The 16,874-nt window shown below is 65.6% G+C and carries 17 protein-coding genes; 8 read left to right on the top strand and 9 right to left on the bottom strand.

The window, feature by feature from the left end; all coding sequences use genetic code 11:
- Positions 1 to 43: 43 nt before the first annotated feature.
- The 3 genes from ACQPZ2_RS34430 to ACQPZ2_RS34420 are packed head-to-tail and all read left to right on the top strand — an operon-like array spanning position 44 to position 2,184.
- Entirely contained in the window at positions 44 to 400 is a 357-nt protein-coding gene (locus ACQPZ2_RS34430; RefSeq protein WP_433527724.1) for a hypothetical protein, read from the top strand.
- The gene (locus tag ACQPZ2_RS34425) at positions 321 to 740 is read left to right on the top strand and encodes a GDSL-type esterase/lipase family protein (RefSeq protein WP_433522230.1); all 420 of its coding nucleotides are present in this window, start codon (positions 321 to 323) and stop codon (positions 738 to 740) included. Before ACQPZ2_RS34430 ends, ACQPZ2_RS34425 begins: the two co-directional genes overlap by 80 nt.
- Positions 712 to 2,184, top strand: coding sequence for an MFS transporter (locus tag ACQPZ2_RS34420; RefSeq protein WP_433527603.1), 1,473 nt, complete (start codon positions 712 to 714; stop codon positions 2,182 to 2,184). Before ACQPZ2_RS34425 ends, ACQPZ2_RS34420 begins: the two co-directional genes overlap by 29 nt.
- A gap of 46 nt (positions 2,185 to 2,230) precedes the next feature.
- On the opposite strand, the gene ACQPZ2_RS34415 is transcribed toward ACQPZ2_RS34420, so the two are convergent.
- The 8 genes from ACQPZ2_RS34415 to ACQPZ2_RS34380 are packed head-to-tail and all read right to left on the bottom strand — an operon-like array spanning position 2,231 to position 9,954.
- On the bottom strand, positions 2,231 to 3,043 hold the full coding sequence (locus ACQPZ2_RS34415; protein WP_063041114.1) for a carbohydrate ABC transporter permease: 813 nt from the start codon (positions 3,041 to 3,043) through the stop codon (positions 2,231 to 2,233).
- Positions 3,033 to 3,974 carry a carbohydrate ABC transporter permease gene (locus ACQPZ2_RS34410; RefSeq protein WP_433522229.1) on the bottom strand — a complete coding sequence of 314 codons (942 nt, stop codon included), beginning with the start codon at positions 3,972 to 3,974 and terminating at the stop codon, positions 3,033 to 3,035. Before ACQPZ2_RS34410 ends, ACQPZ2_RS34415 begins: the two co-directional genes overlap by 11 nt.
- Positions 3,975 to 4,826: a metallophosphoesterase gene (locus ACQPZ2_RS34405; RefSeq protein WP_433522228.1), complete on the bottom strand. Its 852-nt coding sequence runs from the start codon at positions 4,824 to 4,826 to the stop codon at positions 3,975 to 3,977.
- On the bottom strand, positions 4,823 to 6,196 hold the full coding sequence (locus ACQPZ2_RS34400) for an ABC transporter substrate-binding protein (protein ID WP_433522227.1): 1,374 nt from the start codon (positions 6,194 to 6,196) through the stop codon (positions 4,823 to 4,825). The genes ACQPZ2_RS34405 and ACQPZ2_RS34400 overlap by 4 nt, the downstream gene beginning before the upstream one ends.
- A 38-nt stretch (positions 6,197 to 6,234) precedes the next feature.
- A complete protein-coding gene (locus ACQPZ2_RS34395) occupies positions 6,235 to 7,362 on the bottom strand; it encodes an ABC transporter ATP-binding protein (RefSeq protein WP_433522226.1) in 1,128 nt (375 codons plus the stop codon).
- Between the two features lie 8 nt (positions 7,363 to 7,370).
- Positions 7,371 to 8,264 (bottom strand): alpha/beta hydrolase family protein, encoded by an 894-nt coding sequence (locus ACQPZ2_RS34390; RefSeq protein ID WP_433522225.1) that lies wholly within the window; start codon positions 8,262 to 8,264, stop codon positions 7,371 to 7,373.
- Positions 8,261 to 8,785, bottom strand: coding sequence for a YiiD C-terminal domain-containing protein (locus tag ACQPZ2_RS34385; RefSeq protein ID WP_433522224.1), 525 nt, complete (start codon positions 8,783 to 8,785; stop codon positions 8,261 to 8,263). The genes ACQPZ2_RS34390 and ACQPZ2_RS34385 overlap by 4 nt, the downstream gene beginning before the upstream one ends.
- A gap of 11 nt (positions 8,786 to 8,796) precedes the next feature.
- On the bottom strand, positions 8,797 to 9,954 hold the full coding sequence (locus ACQPZ2_RS34380) for an acyl-CoA dehydrogenase family protein (protein WP_063046787.1): 1,158 nt from the start codon (positions 9,952 to 9,954) through the stop codon (positions 8,797 to 8,799).
- Between the two features lie 144 nt (positions 9,955 to 10,098).
- Here ACQPZ2_RS34380 and ACQPZ2_RS34375 point away from each other — a divergent pair, with 144 nt between their 5' ends.
- Together ACQPZ2_RS34375 and ACQPZ2_RS34370 are read left to right on the top strand one after the other, a co-directional pair.
- On the top strand, positions 10,099 to 11,025 hold the full coding sequence (locus ACQPZ2_RS34375; RefSeq protein ID WP_433522223.1) for a PDR/VanB family oxidoreductase: 927 nt from the start codon (positions 10,099 to 10,101) through the stop codon (positions 11,023 to 11,025).
- A gap of 95 nt (positions 11,026 to 11,120) precedes the next feature.
- Complete coding sequence (locus tag ACQPZ2_RS34370; protein ID WP_063046785.1) at positions 11,121 to 11,819, top strand: hypothetical protein; 699 nt, start codon at positions 11,121 to 11,123, stop codon at positions 11,817 to 11,819.
- A gap of 77 nt (positions 11,820 to 11,896) precedes the next feature.
- Here the strand turns inward: ACQPZ2_RS34370 and ACQPZ2_RS34365 are convergent, their stop codons facing one another.
- The gene (locus ACQPZ2_RS34365; protein ID WP_433522222.1) at positions 11,897 to 13,117 is read right to left on the bottom strand and encodes an ROK family protein; all 1,221 of its coding nucleotides are present in this window, start codon (positions 13,115 to 13,117) and stop codon (positions 11,897 to 11,899) included.
- Between the two features lie 146 nt (positions 13,118 to 13,263).
- On the opposite strand from ACQPZ2_RS34365, the gene ACQPZ2_RS34360 reads away from it, so the two are divergent.
- The 3 genes from ACQPZ2_RS34360 to ACQPZ2_RS34350 are packed head-to-tail and all read left to right on the top strand — an operon-like array spanning position 13,264 to position 16,858.
- Positions 13,264 to 14,310, top strand: a complete 1,047-nt coding sequence (locus ACQPZ2_RS34360; RefSeq protein WP_063046782.1) for a substrate-binding domain-containing protein — start codon at positions 13,264 to 13,266, stop codon at positions 14,308 to 14,310.
- The gene (locus ACQPZ2_RS34355) at positions 14,301 to 15,821 is read left to right on the top strand and encodes a sugar ABC transporter ATP-binding protein (RefSeq protein ID WP_433522221.1); all 1,521 of its coding nucleotides are present in this window, start codon (positions 14,301 to 14,303) and stop codon (positions 15,819 to 15,821) included. The genes ACQPZ2_RS34360 and ACQPZ2_RS34355 overlap by 10 nt, the downstream gene beginning before the upstream one ends.
- Positions 15,818 to 16,858, top strand: coding sequence for an ABC transporter permease (locus ACQPZ2_RS34350; RefSeq protein WP_433522220.1), 1,041 nt, complete (start codon positions 15,818 to 15,820; stop codon positions 16,856 to 16,858). Before ACQPZ2_RS34355 ends, ACQPZ2_RS34350 begins: the two co-directional genes overlap by 4 nt.
- Positions 16,859 to 16,874: the final 16 nt, after the last annotated feature.

Genomic DNA, 16,874 nt, shown 5'->3' with positions numbered 1-16,874 from the left:
AGGCGCTTGAGAAAAACATACGATCGACCGTATGCTCTGCTGCATGGAGCAACAGACCTTCACCGAGGCGACCGACCCGTTCTGCCTGGACCAGGCGGATGCCGTGGCGTTACTGACCGAGGCCCCGTGGGGCAGGTATGCCGTTGTCGGAGACAGCCTTTCGGCGGGAACCGGCGATCCCACCCCGGGCTACAAGAATCAAGGCTGGTCAGACCGGGTTGCTGGTGTCTTGCGGTCGGCCCGGCCGGAGTTGGACTACCTCAACGTCTCCCGAGATCGGGGCGACAACCGCCCAGACGCTGGAGAGCCAGGCGGCCCGGATGCTCGAGTTCTCCCCGGACCTGCTCCACATGCCATGCGGGGCAAACGACATCGTGCGGCGGAAGCCGGACTTCGGTGAGATCGAGCGAACTCTTCGGCAGATGTACGACCTGGCGAAGGGGACCGGCGCCCTGCTGACCACTTTCACGCTCGGCAGGGCGTATGTGGTCCCGGCCTTCCCCGACTGGCCGCAGCGGATTGCCGCGATCAACGAGATCGTGCGCGGGCTGGCTTCCGAATACGACGCCATCGTCGTGGACATGTGGGACCACCCGGTCAACGACCGCGACAACCTGCTCAGTGCGGATCGTATCCACTTCTCGACCTCGGGTCAGGCTGTCATGGCGGCCGAGGTGGTCAAGAAGCTGGCCAATTCCCTGGGACGCACGAATGAAGAGGTTTCTTACCGTGGCAAGTAGTCAGCAAGCAGTTAGCCAGCCGGTAGTGGCCGCGAAGGCCGACGGCATTCCATGGATGACGATGTCGATTGTCTTGTCCGCCATGTTCATGGCGGTCCTCGACTCGTTCATCGTCGTGGTCGCCGACCCCTCGATCGTGGCGGACCTGCATGCCTCCGCTGGCGATGTCCAGTGGGTTCTGGCGGGTTACCAGCTCAGCTACGCGGTCTTCATCATTACCGCTACTCGCCTTGCCGACATGTACGGCCGCAAGCGGATTTTCCTTCTCGGGGTGGCCCTGTTCACGCTGTCATCAGTCGCTTGCGCGCTGTCACCGAACGCGGGCAGCCTTATCGCCGCGCGTGTCATCCAGGGCCTGGGAGCCGCCCTGATGGTTCCGCAGGTGTTCGCGTACGTCACGGTGCTGGTGCCGGAGGCGAAGCGGCACAGCGTATACGGCGTAGTCGGCATCGTCATGGGTATGGCCACCATCGGCGGCCAGGTCATCGGCGGACTGCTGATCGGCGCCGATCTGTTCGACTCCGGCTGGCGCCTGGTGTTCTGGGTGAACGTGCCGATCGGAATCGTCATGTTCCTGCTCGCCGTGCGATACGTGCCGCAGACAACCTCAGCCGCCACCCGCAAGCTGGACATGCCTGGCGTTCTGGCGCTCAGCGCGGCACTCTTCCTCTTGGTGCTCCCGCTGATCCAGGGGCAGCAGGCAGGCTGGCCATGGTGGGTCTGGGCTTGCTTCGCAGGCAGCGCGGTCGCGTTCGGTTTGTTCGTCGCGATCGAACGGGGCTTGGAACGGCGGGGCGAGGATCCGCTGGTACCGCTGACGCTGTTCGGACAGCGCTCGTTCTCGCTCGGGATCATTCTCGTCCTCGCCCTGTACGCGCTGATCTACTCGTACTACCTGGCCTTGTCGGTAACGCTGCAGCAAGGCCTCGATATGTCGGCGCTCGGCGCGGGTCTGGTCTACACCCCCGCGGCCACCGCATTCTTCGTGTTCAGCATGGTAGCGAGCCGGATCATCCCGAAATATGGACGACGTGTCCTCGAGGTCGGGGCGATCATCCTGGCGAGCGGTTACCTGGCGACCGGCCTCTTGCTGGTGTCCGGCCCGCGAATCACTCCGCTGCTCGTGATCCCCACCCTCATTCTGCAAAGCGTCGGTGGCGGACTGGTTATCACCCCGGCGCTCAACACGGTGCTGAGCCGCGTCGAGCCGGAGTCGGTCGGCGTCGCGTCAGGGGCGCTCTCCACCGCCCAGCAATGTGGCGGAGCGCTAGGCGTTGCCATTATCGGAGCGATCTACTTCGGCTCGTTCCATCCCGCGGAAGTCGGCAGGGCCGCCGCCGCCGGCCACGCCTTTGCCACCGCGTCCTTCGGGACGTTCGTAATCGCCGTGATAGCAGGCATTGTCGTGTTCCTGCTACCGAAGCGGCCGGCGGCCCAGGCCTGAGTGCGAGGGTCACCAGTAATGACCGGGGCTGCCGGAAAGTTCTTCGCTACTTCAACCCCGACCGCACGAACGCATTCACGATGTGCCGTTGCAACAGCAGATACATCAACAGAACCGGCAGGCAGGCCAGACTGGCCAGGGCCATCATCGGCCCCCACTGATCACCTTCGGTGCCCATGAAGCTGCGCAAACCCAGCTGAAGCACGCTGTTGGATTGGCGGAGAACGACTGCGGGCCAGAAGTATTCGTTCCAGGCGTTGATGAACAGCAGGATGGCCAGGGCGGCGAGGGCGGGGCGGAGGTTGGGGACGACGACGGTCCAGAGGATGGACCAGGAGGAGCGGCCGTCGATTTTGGCGGCGGCGACGAGTTCCTTGGGGAAGCTGGCCATGTGCTGACGCAGTAGCAATACCGCGAGTGCCGAGCACAGGGTCGGCAGGACCACGCCGATCAGCGAGTTGACCAGTCCGAGCCGGGTGAGCAGCACGTAGTTCGGCAGCATCGTCACCTGGAACGGAACCAGCCAGGTGCCGACGAACGCGAGGTACAGGATCCGCTGGAACGGGAATGTGTACATCGCGAACGCGTAGGAGGCGAGCAGCGCCACCAGCAGCTGTCCGGCCGCGGACAGTGCCGCCACGAAGAAGGTGTTGCCGATCAAGCCGACTACGTCGACCTTTTCGGCGGCATCGGTGTAGTTGGCGAAGGAGATCGGCCAGGGGAAGGGCGAGAGTGAGGTGACATCCTCGGGCCGCCGCAGCGAGGTGGCGAACAGCCAATAGATCGGGAATATGCACACCACGGCGGTGACCGCGAGCAGCAGATGGCTGCTCGCGGTCCGCAGACGATCAATCATCATGGAAGGCAACCCTTTCCGAGATCCACACCAGAATCCCGGCTATCACACCGAATCCGGCGAACAGCAGCACACCGGCCGCCGCGCTGAGTCCGGCATCGAAGCTGTGGAAGGCGTAGTCCCACAGCAGGTAATAGATATTGGTGGTGGCCTGTGCGGGGCCGCCCTGTGTCATCGAGTCGATGAGCGGGAAGGTCAATGTGGGACTGAGCAGCACGGTGGTCAGCACCAGGAACAGCAGCGTGGGGGAGAGCAGCGGCAGGGTGATCCAGCGCCGGATCTGTCCCGAACTCGCGCCGTCCACCTGTGCGGCCTCGTCGTAGTCGCCGCTGATACCGGCCAATCCGGCCCACACCACCAGCACCGCGAAACCGAGCAGCTGCCAGCCGGTGATCCCGATGATGACGGCGTGCGCGGTACCCGCGTCGTACACCCAGTTGCGATCCGAGCCGAGCACCTGGTCGACGAAGCCGCTGCCGGGATGCAGCAGCCACCGCCACACCGCCGCAGCCGCAACGGGCGCCACCAGGAACGGCACGAATATGAAGGCGTGATAGATGGTCCGGCCCTGCACCCGCCTACTGGCCAACGCAATCAACACCGGCAGCACCACGGTGAACGGAAGCATGCCCAGAATCAGCACCCCCGTCCGCCCGACCGAATCCCAGAACGCCGGAAGTTCCACCAGCCGTTCGTAATTGCCGGTGCCGACCGGCTTCATCGGCGAGGTCGGCAGGAGATTCCACGAGTACGTCGACAATTCGAACGCCTGCACCAGTGGCCGGTAGATCCACACCACCAACAGGAACAGCGCAGGCGCGAGATAAAGGTAGGGCACCACGAACCGCCCCGCCCGGCGGAACCGGGCGAGGCGGCGGGTCTGCGGCACCGGCACGATATCCGTTGCCGCAGTGGGTATTTCGACTACGAACATCTACCTGGCCTCGGCGGCCAGTGCGGCCAACTGCTCGAGCACATCCGATTCGGCCCGGTCGTAGACGGTTTCGGCGGGTGTCGCCTCGATCGCGGTGGCCACCAATGTCGTACCGAGCAGATCGATTCGGCTGTAACCGAATCCGGTCAGGCCGCGGTGCCGTCCGATCGGGGCGATCGTATCGATTCGGTATGCCAGCGCGGGCCCGATCCACACCGGAATGCCGCCGAGCGCGGCCGCGCCCGTCAGGTGGTTGTGCCCGCAGATGATCAGTCGCACATCCGATCCCGCAAGCACTTCCTCGAGCAACTCCGGCTGCTCGAGCCGCAGATATTCGGTCGCCGCGACCGGCGACGGAATCGGCGGATGGTGCAGCACCAGCAGCGTGCCGTGCGGTGCGGGTTCGCGCAGCTGATCGGTCAGCCAATCCAGCTGTTCGGGCTCGAGCCGCCCGTCGTGCCTGCGCGGTGTGCTGCTGTCCAGCGCGATGATCCGGAGTCCGGCGATGTCGAACACCTGGTCATGGGTGACGTCCGGGTCGACCGAATCCAGACCGAGCAACTCGATGCCGAACGCCGTGCGCTCGTCGTGATTGCCCATCGTGTACACCGTCTGCGCGCCGAGTTCGGCGGCTACCGGTTCCACCGCATCGCGCAGCCGCCGATATGCCTCCGGCGACCCGTTATCGGTGAGGTCCCCCGATAACACCAGCGCGTCGATGCGCTGCTGCGAGGCCCGCAGCTGCTGCAGCGCGTGGGTGAGGTTGGCGTAGGTGTCGATCATGCCGTGTACCCGCTCCCCGGTGGCCCGGATGTGGGTATCGGTCAGCTGAACGACGGTCACCGTGCTCATGACGCGGGCAGGAGTTTGGCGCCCTGTTCCCGGGCGGTGGTCAACGTGGGCTGGGGATCCTTGCCCTGGAACACGATCGACTCGACCGCGTCCATCATGCCGTCCCGGATCTGCAGATAGTTGGTTCCCGGCATGGAGATCCACGGCTCCATATTCGCCAGCTGCGCGACATTCGGCTTCAGCAGGGGATTCTGCTCCGACCAGGTCTTCAGCCCGTTCGGATCGTCCATCAAACCGGTACGCAGCGGCAGATACCCGATGCCCTGCGAGATCTTCGTGTACGCCTCCTCACTGGTGAGGAATTTGATGAGCTCCCACGACGCCCGCTGCTTGGCCGGGTCGTTGGACAGAATGTGCAGCGACGCACCGGAATTCGTCGGCACGGTCGGCTTGCTGCCGAAGCTCGGCATGGGTGCCGCGCGCAGATCCCACTTGTCCTTGGCGCCGGTGACGAAGGTGCCCTGGATCGCGCTGGTCTCCAGGATCATGCCGATCTCACCGCGGGCGAACGCCTCATAACCCTGCTTCTGGTTGAACTTCGGCATACTTCCCGAATCGACCAGCGCCTTGCTCATCTGGGTGACCTCGACCGCGGGCGTGTCCGCGAACGACAGCGTCTTGCGATCCTCGGAGATGACCCGGCCGCCGTTGGAGCGCACCATCGACTGGAAGCACCAGTCCTTGGCGGTCTTGGTCAGGCAGTCGATGTACACACCGCCCTTACCGGTCTTGCCGGTGATCGCGGCGGCCGCATCGGAGACCTGCTGCCAGGTGGCCGGCGGCTTGGCCGGATCGAGTCCGGCCTCGTTGAACAGCGAGGCGTTGAAATACAGGACGGGCGTGGAGAATACGAACGGAACACCGTAGGTGTGGCCGTCCCAATCCGCGAGCGTGCGTGCCTTCGGGGCGTACGGGTACTTGGCGCCGTCGAAGTTGTGCTGCACTTCCTGCTTGGAAACCAGCGTGTCCAGCGGCTTGGCGCCGAGCTGGTGGATGGTGTAGTCCAGATCGCTGAAGCCGAGCTGCGCGACATCCGGCGGGGTGCCCGCGACCATCTGGTTCTGAATGCTGGAGATGGTGTCGGTGGCCGGGTTCGGGCTGTTGCCCTGCGGCTTCTGCGCGGTCACCTTGATATTCGGGTACTTCTTGCCGAAATCGGCGATCAGCGCGTTGAAGGTGTCGGTCCACGCGCCGGCGAGTCCGTAGTTGTAGGACTCGAACACGATGGACACCTGCTGATCCGGTTTCAGTTCCGGGATCTGGGCGGTGTCGGCATTCGAGTCGGTGGTGGTGCTCCCGAGGCCGCCGCAGGCGCTGAGCGCGACGGTGGTTGCGAACACCAGGCCCAGTACGGGCAAGGTGCGTTTCACGGTGGTTCTCCTCATCGATGAAGGGTGGTTGCTACGAATCAGGCGACGGCGACTACGGCGCTGTCGGTAACCGAATCCTGATGCGGCTCTTGCCAAGTCAGGCGCAGTCCGGATTCGGGGTGGAACAGGTGCAGGTGTGCGGGATCGACGCGCAGTCCGATCGGTTCGTCGGCGCGCACGCCCGCCGGGCGCGGTGCGCGGGCGCACAGTGTCTGCTCGCCGATGCTGAAGTGGATCAGTTCTTCACTGCCCAGGTTCTCGACCATCCTCACGTGCCCGCGGATGGCTGGGTCAGCCGAGTCGATGCGCAGTTGTTCGGGGCGGATTCCGGCGACGACCTCGATGTCGGCATCGAAATCCGCTGCGGTTATGGCTAATTCGGTGTCGATGCCATCGGCCACCAGGAACAGGCTGCCGTCGCGCTGGGTCACGGCCGCGGGGAACAGATTCATCGGCGGGGCGCCGAGGAATCCGGCGACGAAGGTCGAGCGGGGCCGATCGTAAAGTTCGGTCGGCGTGCCGACCTGCTCCACCTGACCGTCATTGAGCAGTGCGATCCGGTCCGCCATGGTCATTGCCTCGACCTGGTCGTGTGTGACGTAGAGGAACGTCGCTCCCAACCCGCGATGCAGTGAAATCAGTTCGGCCCGGGTGGCGCTGCGCAATTTCGCATCCAGATTGGACAGTGGCTCATCCATCAAGAACGCACCGGGATCGCGAACCATGGCGCGGGCCAAGGCAACTCGCTGTCGCTGCCCGCCGGACAAAGCGGCGGGCTTGCGGCGCAACAACTCGTCCAACCCGAGCGCTGCCGCCACCTCCGCGACCCGGGCCGCGATTTTCGCGCGCGGTGTGCGCCGCGCCCGCAATGGAAAGCCGATGTTCTTCGCCACCGTCAGATGCGGATACAGCGCGTAACTCTGGAACACCATGGCCAGGTCCCGCTGCTGCGGCGCCCGATGGGTGATATCGGTGTCGTCCAACAGGATTCGGCCGCCGGTCGGATCCTCCAGACCCGCGATCATCCGCAGCAGGGTGGATTTGCCGCAGCCGCTCGGTCCGAGCAAAACCATGAACTCACCGTCGGCGATATCCAGGCTCACCTCCCGCACCGCATAGGTGGTGCCGAAGTGCTTGGATACCTGCTCGATGCGCAGTCGTGCCACCAGATCTCCTAGACCGGCAGCTCGCCCGCGACGACCCAGGTCGCCACCCGGGCCGCGATCGCCGGTGCATCCTTGACCCACTGGAAGTGGTCACGGTGGTCGACCGGCGCATTCTCGTCGATATGCCACTGGGTGACCCGGGCGTTCGGCATCCGGGAGACCAGGAAGTCGACATTGGACTTCGGGCCGAGCACATCCTCGGACAGCGAGATGACCAGCACCGGCAGTGTCATCCCGCGCAGCAGCGTATTGTACTGCCGCGCTGTGCCTTTCGGGCGGTAGTAGCTGGTCAGCGAGTGCATCGACCAGTCGCGCATCACGCGGCCGGGCATCGGTGCGGGGATCAGCACGCCGCCGGGCCAGTGCCCCTTCCAGCGCGATACCAAGCCGATCCACTGGATCTGGCTCAGTGCCTCGAACCAGCGGCGCGGTCCGAACGCCCACCAGAACACGGTGCCGGTCCCGATGACGGTCACTCCGGCGACCTGATCGGGTTCGGCGGCGGCGAAAAGCAGCGCGAGCTGGCCGCCGAGGCTGTGTCCGAACAGGTGGACCGGGGCTTCCGGAAAGCGTGTGCGCACCGCGGAAACTATCGCGGGCAGATCGATTTCCAACATCTCGCGATAGCCGAAATCGCTGTGCAGCCCGAATTCCGGCTTCGCCTCACCGTGCGCGCGCAGGTCGCAGGTTGCGACCGAAAGCCCTTGGGCGTTCAGCTCTTTGGCGAGGGCCAGGTAGTTCTTCGCCTTCATCGCCATGGCGGGCAGGATCAGCACCACCGGCGCATCGGCCTTCTTGGCGGGCAGGAAGCGGACGGTGAATTCGACGCCATCGGCGGTCGATACCGTGGTCGACTCCAAGGCCTGGAATTCCGAACTTTTCTGGGGTGCCGTACTGGTCACTGGTCGGCCTCCGTGATCGCGATATCGCAGACATAGTCGAAGGTGAATTTCGCGACGACAATATCGGCGTCGTCGAGCAGCACCGCCTTGCCGGACAATTCGAACCGGTTCGAGGCGGCGGCGGTCAGCACCTCGGCGAGTTCACGCTGGTCGACGGTGGCGATGGCGCGAATCCGCCCGACCGCCGGTTTGCGATAGGACGCCGTGCCCGCGCGCAGCACCAGTCGCTCGACGGTGTCCAGGCGAGTCGCGGCCGCGCCGACGAAGGCCGCCGCGCCGCCGATATCGGCGGCGGTGAACAGCGCACCGGCGTGCACGGTGCCCATGTGGTTGCGCACGGTGTCGACGGCGGGAATCTCCACGACCGCGCGCTCCGGCGAGATCTCGGTGATCAGGGTGCCGACGTGCCGTCCGAACGGCACCATATCCTGCGATACCGCCCGCAGATATTCGTAATCGACCGCATCGCAATCGAGTTCGGGATACGCGGCGGCGAATCCGACGATTTCACGCGTTGTCATTGTTGTCTCCTTCAGCGATTGCGCAGTGCGCGACGGGCAATGGACCAGCGCAGCACCTCGGATGGCCCCTCGTAGATGCGGAAGGCCCTGGCCTCCACCAGGAACCGGGCGACCAGATAGTCCTCGCAGACACCGAGTCCGCCGTGCAGCTGCACCGCCCGGTCGAGAACTCGCCAGACGGCTTCGGAGACAAAGGTTTTCGCGATCGACGCATCGTGGCGCGCCTGCGAGGAGGTCGGCCCCTGCTCGTCGATGGTCTCGGCCGCCGTGCGGATCACGCCACGGGCCGCGGCGATATCGATCTCGCTGTCTGCGACGAGCCCCTGTGCCAGACCGTGATCGGCGATCGGCACACCGAAAGCCTTTCGGGTGCTGATGTGTTCGATGGCGAGGTGGTGTGCGCGCACAGCCAGCCCGAGCCAGTTCATGCAGAACACCAGGCGTGAGGGCGCGAGCCGGACCTGGGCCAGCACCAGTCCCTGACCGACCGCGCCCAGTACGGCGGAATCCGGTACCGCGCAGTCGACGAAGGCGATCTCGCAGTGTCCGCCGGGTGCGCTGGAATGGTCGAGCGTCGGCATCCGGCGACCGACCTTCAGACCTGGATTGTCCTGGTCCACCAGGAACATGGTGGGTCCGTCACTGGTCTGTGCGACACAGATGGTGAACGCGGCGCCCTGCGCACCGGTGGTGAAATGTTTGGCGCCGTTGATGATCCAGCCGTCGTCGGTCTCCTCGGCGACGGTCTGCAGCATGCCCGGATCGGATCCCGCGCCCGGTGCCGGTTCGGTCATCGCGATGGCCGAACGCACCTCACCGGCGGCCAGCGGCGCGAGATAGCGCTGCTGCTGCTCGGCATCGGCCACGTGGGCGAGCAGGTGGATGTTTCCGTCGTCGGGCGCCCAGGCGTTCACCGCGATCGGGCCGAGCAGACTGGCTCCGGCCGCTTCCAGCACACGCGCCTGGGCCCTGGTGTCCAGGCCGAGTCCGCCGTACTCCGGGGCGGACAGGGGGCCGAATACGCCCGCCTCTTTCGCTTTCTTCTGTAATTCGAGCCGCAGCGCGTCGTCCATTACGCGCCCGTCGACAACGACCTCGCGTTCCACCGGAATTACCTGGTCACGTATGAACTGGGTGGTCTTGTCCACCAAATGCGCCACAGTGGTCATGGCGTCAGTTTCGGTGGGCGGGCGGCGTCTGAGTCGGGTCGATAGTCAACGTCGATTGTGCGAATCGACTGCGCATTCGTCCGGTGCGGATCGGCGGTCTCTCGGCGACGGTAGTCGCGAAGACGAGATAGCCGAGGGGACCAGATGACGGACATTCCGGTACGGGTGTCGGCCCGCCGTGACGAGGCCGAGGGTGTGTTCTCGCTCGAGCTGACCCCGGTTGCGGGCGGTCAGCTGCCGTCGTGGGAGCCGGGCGCCCACATCGACGTGGCGGTCGGCGCCGCCGGGGTGCGGCAGTACTCGCTTTGCGGTGATCCGGCGGATCGGCTGCACTGGCGGATCGCGATATTGCGCGAGCCCGACGGGCGCGGCGGGTCCGAATATCTGTACCGGACGGCGCTGGTGGACTCGGAGCTGCGTATTTCGGCTCCCCGCAATAATTTCGAGCTCGTCGAGCGAGCGAGTTACGTGTTCGTCGCGGGTGGTATCGGAATCACGCCGATCCTGCCGATGGTGGCCGCCGCGCAGGCCGCCGGTGCCGAATGGGAGCTGTACTACGGCGGACGGACCCTGGCGCATATGGCCTTCGCCGAGGAGATCGTTCGCCACCCGCACGCCCGACTGCTGCCACAGGACGAGCACGGACTGCTGCCGATCGCCGACATCGTCGCCGAACACCGTGATTCCGCGATCTACTGCTGCGGACCGGAACCACTGCTCGCAGCCGTGGAAACCGAAGGAGCACGGCGTGATTCGGCTGTCTTCGCAGAACGCTTCGTGCCGCGATCGGTGGACACGCCGCGCGGCTCATTCGAGGTCCAATTGGCAAGCAGCGGAACAACTTTCCGCATCGGCGTGGACGAGTCCATTGCCGATGTGCTCGACGCCGCCGGTATCGGCATCATCACCTCCTGCCGCGAAGGCACCTGCGGCAGTTGCGAAACCGCCGTGCTCGCAGGCGTTATCGACCACCGCGATTCGGTGCTCACCGCCGAAGAGCAGGCCCGCGGCAACACCATGATGCTGTGCGTTTCGCGGGCCAGATCGGACGTGCTCGTCCTCGACCTGTGACCGGCGAACCCTGAGCTGTCGGCGCGATCGGCGACCGGCATGCGGCGCGCTCGCGCGCCCGACCTCCCCGAAAAATCGAGAGGAAAGAAGTAAGGATGAGGAAAATCGTTGCGGTGGCCGCCGGATTGGTCGCCGCAGTCGGCATCGCCGCCGGTACCGCCGGCGCCCAGACCGACGGTGACGAAGCGGTCGGATTCACGGCCTACGCCACCGACACCCAGTCCATTGTCAAGACCGATGGCGGCTCCATGGTCATCGAGGACAACGTCTTCAAGATCAAGGCGAGCAACGGCACCGTGCTCACCGGCATGCCGCTGAAGTTCCGCGTCGACGACTTCGAATTCCCGATCGTGGCCGATATCGCCGACCACTCCGCCACCCTCACCCCGCAGTTCGACATCGCGCACGCGGCCTACAAGCCGGTCGCGCTGCCGTTCGAGGACAAGGCGCCGTGGAAGAACGAATACGACCGTGAGCAGGCCGCCTGGTCCCGCATGACCAGCACCATCACCATGGGCGCCACCCTCGGCACCCTGATCGGCGGCCTCAGCGGCGGCGCTGTCGGTTGCGTCCTGGGCGGCATCGCCGGTGCGACCGTCGCCTCCGCCGCCATCGTCGGCCTCTTCGGCGCCTTCATTCCGGCCGCGGCCATCGGCTGCCTCGGCGGCATCGTCGCGGTCGGTGCCCTCGGCACCCTCGCGGGCCAGATCCTGATCACCGCCCCGGTGGCCATCGGCGCTGCCATCCAGTACTTCTCCACTATCAACCAGCCGCCGTTCCCGCCGGCGAAGTAGATAGCGAAGAAGAACCCAACGGCGTTCGTGGGGGACACCCGACCCCGCCCGGTTCCTCACCCCGGGCGGGGTCTTCGCTACGTGGTAGAGCGGATGGCGCGGCGGGCGGCTATGGAGCCGAAGGTTTCGCGGTCGGCGAGGAAGCCTTCGAGGGCGAAGGTGGCCGCGCCGAGGCTGACGGGGTTGTGGGGGAGGGTGCACAGTTGCAGGGTTACCGCGGTGAAGGGGTCGGACATGGCGTGGTGGGCGGCTACGCGGCGGGTCGCGTCGAGAAGGCGGTCGCCGAGGACGTTCGCGACGAGGTCGCCGAAGACCATGGTGCGGGGGTTGAAGAGGTTCACCAGGTTCGCGACGGCGACCCCCAGGTAATTGCCGGTCTTTTCGATGACCTCGCTCGCGATGGGGCCGTCGCTGGCGCCTATGGCCGCGATGGTGGCGGCATCGTCGGCCGCGACTAGCGGACTGGCCGGGGCGATTTCGCGCAGGGTCTGCACGATGCCGCGTGTGCTCACATAGGCCTCGACGCAGCCGTGACGCCCGCAGCGGCATTCGCGTCCGTCGATGACGAGGTTGGTGTGGCCCCATTCGCCCGCACTGTTGGTCACGCCGCGATAGAGCGTGCCATCGATGACGACGCCGATGCCGACTCCGGCGCGCAGCGTGACCACGATCAGATCGTCCACATCCCGCCCCGCGCCGAACCAGAGATGCGCTGCCGTACTGGCTTTCAGCGGATTGTCGAGGTACAGCGGATGCGGCACCCGCGGTTGCAGCAGCGATTTCAACGACACGTCGTGCCAGTCCCAGTACGGCGAGAACACCGAAACGCCGCCCTCGGGTTCCACCAGTCCCGGCACGCTCAATCCGACGCCGAGTACCCGCTCCGCATCGTCGGCGGTCAGCTCACCGATGCCGCGAACGATCAGCTCGGTGACATCCTCGGGCCGGGTGGCCGCGGGATCCACCGGAATCTCCACCGATCGCAGCACCGTCATCGCCAGGTCGAAAAGGTCGAAATGAATGCTGGTTTCGGCGATATCGACCCCGACCAGGGTGCCGCGCGCCGGATTGATCGCCAGCTGTGCACGCGGCCGCCCGATGCCGGGCGCGTCGTAGCCGAGTTCGGCGAGCACCCCCACATCGAGTAGTTCGGCGAGCAAATTGCCCACCGTCGCGAACGAGAGCCCGGTGGCGCGGGCGATCTCCTGACGGCTGGTGTGGCCCTCGGCGGCATAGACCGCCTGCAGTACATAGAACCGATTCCGGCGTCGGATGTCGCGCGCGGTCAGCTGGTACACGGTCGGGCCATCTCCTTCCGATTGATATTCGCAGACGCTACCCGAGCAGTTCTGACAACACTATTTACAACGGTTAGCCGAAGTCCTACTGTAACCCAGGTCACTACAAGACGCCGAGTGCCCGGCGCAGCATCAGAGGAGCACCCATGTCCTGGACCCGCCGAAGCCGTTGGACCAGAGCCGTTTTCTGCGGGGTATCGCTCGCACTGGCCGCGTCGGCCTGTTCATCGGGCAAGGACGATTCGCAGGCGACCGGTCCGCAGCACACCACCGGCGCGATCAGCCTGGTCTACGCCCAGAAGCAGGGCGATCAGGAGTACTTCATCGGCGAGGCCGAAGGCGCGAAGGCCAAGGCCAAGGAACTGGGCATCGATCTGAAGGTGGTGAACCTCGGCAATGACGCGAACAAGGCGGTCACCGAGGTGCAGAACGCGGTGAACCAGAAGGCCAGCGGCGTGATCGTGGTGGTGCCCGATCCTTCGGTCGGCCCGCAGGTCGCCCAGCTCGCGAAGGCCGGTGGTGTCGCGCTGCTGACCTCTGATGACCAGGTCTGCACGAACGGGCCGGATCCGACGTCCTGCGCGAAGGACAATCTGGTGCCACGGGTCGGCTTCAGCGGCACCCAGATGGGCACCGAGGTCGGCACCCGCGCCGGTCAGGACTTCAAGAAGGCCGGGTGGAAGCCGGAGGAGACCGCGATCATCGACGCCTGGAAACAGGATGTGACCGTGTGCACCGACCGGGTCAAGGCCAACCAGAAGGCCTTCAAGGATGCCGCCGGTGTGGACGTCAAGGTGATCGAGGTCGGCACCGACAACACTCCGTCGGACGCGCAGAACAAGATCTCGGCGACGGTGTCGGGCAATCGGTCGGTGAAGAACTGGATTGTCATGGGCTGCAACGACGAGAACGTCAGCGGCGGCGTCGCGGCGATCCAGAACGCCGGATACTCCGCCGACAATGTGCTCGGCGTCGGCCTCGGCGCCTACCTGGCCTGCAAGGAATGGCGCGGCGGCAAGCCCACCGGCTTCAAGGCGGCACTGTTCATCAACGGCAAAGACGTTGGCGCACTGTCGGTTCAGACGATCTACGACTACCTGAAGAACGGCAAGCAGATGCCGCCCGAAGCATATGCGCCGACCAAGATGGTCGATTCGACCAACTGGCAGCAGGCGGGCGTCACATGCAGCTGACCGGACTGCGGGTATCCGGGCTGAGCAAGAGCTTCGCCGGGGTGCCGGCCCTGCGCGAAGTGAGCCTGGATTTTCCCGCTGGCGCGGTGACCGCCCTGATGGGTGAGAACGGAGCGGGTAAGTCCACCCTGATCCGCATCCTCGGTGGCGATCACCGCCCGGACGGTGGCCGGCTCGAGTTGGATGGTGTGCGACTCGAGCTGGCCACCCCCGCCGACGCGCGGTCGGCCGGAATCCGGGTGATCGGCCAGGAGCCGGAGATCGTGCCGCACGTTTCCGTCGCCGAGAACGTCTATCTCGGATCGCTGCCGCGGCGCTCGGGCCGACTGCTCGATCGGGCCGCCCTGCGCGAACGGATGCGCGCCGACCTCACCCGGCTCGGCTTCGACCGTGACCTCGACCCGGACACCATCGGATCGAAACTCACTGCGGCGCAACGGCAATTGGTGGAGATCATGCGCGCGTTGACCACCGATGCCAAGGTGATCGCCTTCGACGAGCCGACCTCGTCGCTGTCGGACCACGAGACCGAATCGCTGTTCGCGCTCATCGGTCGATTGCGTGAGCAGGGCCTCGCGGTGATCTATGTGTCGCATCGGATGCGGGAGATCTTCCGGCTGGCCGATCGGGTCGCGGTGCTGCGTGATGGCGCGCTCGTCGGTGAGTGCGCGACCGCCGACACCAGCGACCGCGAGATCGTGCGGATGATGGTCGGCCGGGATCTGTCGACGTTGTTCGCGCGCAAGCACAATACGCCGGGCCGGGTGGTGCTCGACGCGGATGCGGTGACCACCGACGACGTGACGGACGTGAGTCTGCAGGTGCGCGCCGGTGAGGTGGTCGCGCTGGCCGGCCTGGTCGGCGCGGGTCGCTCGGAACTGGCCGGTGCGCTGGCCGGTGATCTGCCGATCCGCTCCGGCGAGGTGCGGGTGGACGGTAAGAGACTGCGTCTGCGGCAACCGCGGGACGCGGTGCGAGCCGGGATGGGGTACGCGCCCGAGGAGCGCAAGGCGCAAGCCCTGCTGCTGCATCGCGGTGTGCGCGACAATATTTCGCTCGCGATGCTCGATCGCCTACGGCGGCTGCGATTCGTCCGGGGCGGTGAGGAGCGGCGGCTCGCTCGTCAGTACGTCGAATCACTCAGGGTGCGAACACCTTCCATCGAGCAGGAGGTGCGCAAGCTCTCCGGCGGCAATCAGCAGAAGGTCGTGCTGGCGCGCTGGCTCGCCCGCAAACCCAAGGTGCTCATCCTGGACGAGCCCACTCGTGGCGTCGATGTCGGCGCCAAAATCGAGATCTACCACGTCATCGAGGAACTGGCCGAATCCGGTGTCGCGGTGCTGGTGATCTCCTCGGAGCTACCCGAAGTGCTCGGCCTGGCCGACCGCATCGTGGTCATGCAGCACGGCCGAGTCACCGGCGAACTGGACCGCGAAGAAGCCAGCGAGGAGGCGATTCTCGCGCTGGCCATGGCCGCCGACCTGTCGCATACATCGCGAGGAAACCCATGACAGACCAACAACTTTCGATTCCGGTGGAGGCCGCCGCGCCCTCGGTGCCGGCTCCCGGCGCAGCCGCCCGTCGCCTGGTGCAGGCGATCGGCACCGGCAACCTCAGCCTCATCGGCGCGCTGGTGGTGATCGTCGCGATCTTCGCCTGGCTCAACGACGGTTATCTGGATCCGGCCAATCTGGCCGGAATCGGCGAAGCGGTAACGGTTTTCGGTCTGCTCGCCGTGGTTCAGACGGTCGTGATCATCTGTGGTGCGCTCGATATTTCGGTCGGCTCGCAGGCCGGAGTCGCCTCGGTGATCAGCGCGATGGCATTTACCGTGACCTCTGGCAATGCCTGGTTGGGCATTCTGGCCGCGATCGGAGTCGGGCTGGTGCTCGGGGCGATAAACGGGCTGATCATCGTCTACGGACGCGTCAATCCGGTGATCGCGACACTGGCCACCCTGGCCGCGTTCAAGGGCGTCGCGCAGTTGATATCCGGCGGTAAGGCACAGGGGTTCGTGCTCGGCGACGATGTGTTCATCTTCATCGCGCGCGGCAAGATCCTGGGTCTGCCGGTGCCGGTGGTGATCCTCGCGGTGGTCGCGATCGGTATGCATGTGCTGCTGAAGTACACCGATATCGGCCGCAATATCTATGCCATCGGCGGCAATGACACGGCCGCAAGGCTTTCCGGCATCAATATCAACAAGTACCTGATCGCGGTGTTCGTGCTCGCGGGTGCGGTGGCGGCGATCGCCGGAATCATCCTGACCGCGCGGACCGGCTCCGGGCAGCCGGTCTCGGGTAGTGAGGGGCTCGAGCTGAAGGCGATTACCGCGGCGGCTCTGGGTGGGTGTGCGTTGAAGGGCGGTAAAGGCACGATCGGGGGCACGCTGCTGGCCGTCGTGCTGCTCGGTGCGCTGGACAACGGGCTGAACGTTGTTGGTGTGAATACGTTCTGGCAGAACGTCGCTCAGGGGTCGTTGCTGGTGGCGGCGGTTGTTATCCAGCAGCGACGCAGCGGGGAACGTGCGGTCGGATTGCCGACCTAGCACCCGTCAGGAGCGA

The organism is Nocardia pseudovaccinii (assembly GCF_050942345.1).
In the GTDB taxonomy this organism is placed as follows: Bacteria; Actinomycetota; Actinomycetes; order Mycobacteriales; family Mycobacteriaceae; genus Nocardia; species Nocardia pseudovaccinii.
The sequence above is the reverse complement of the archived record's forward strand: the minus strand, read 5'-3'. Positions and strand labels throughout refer to the sequence as shown.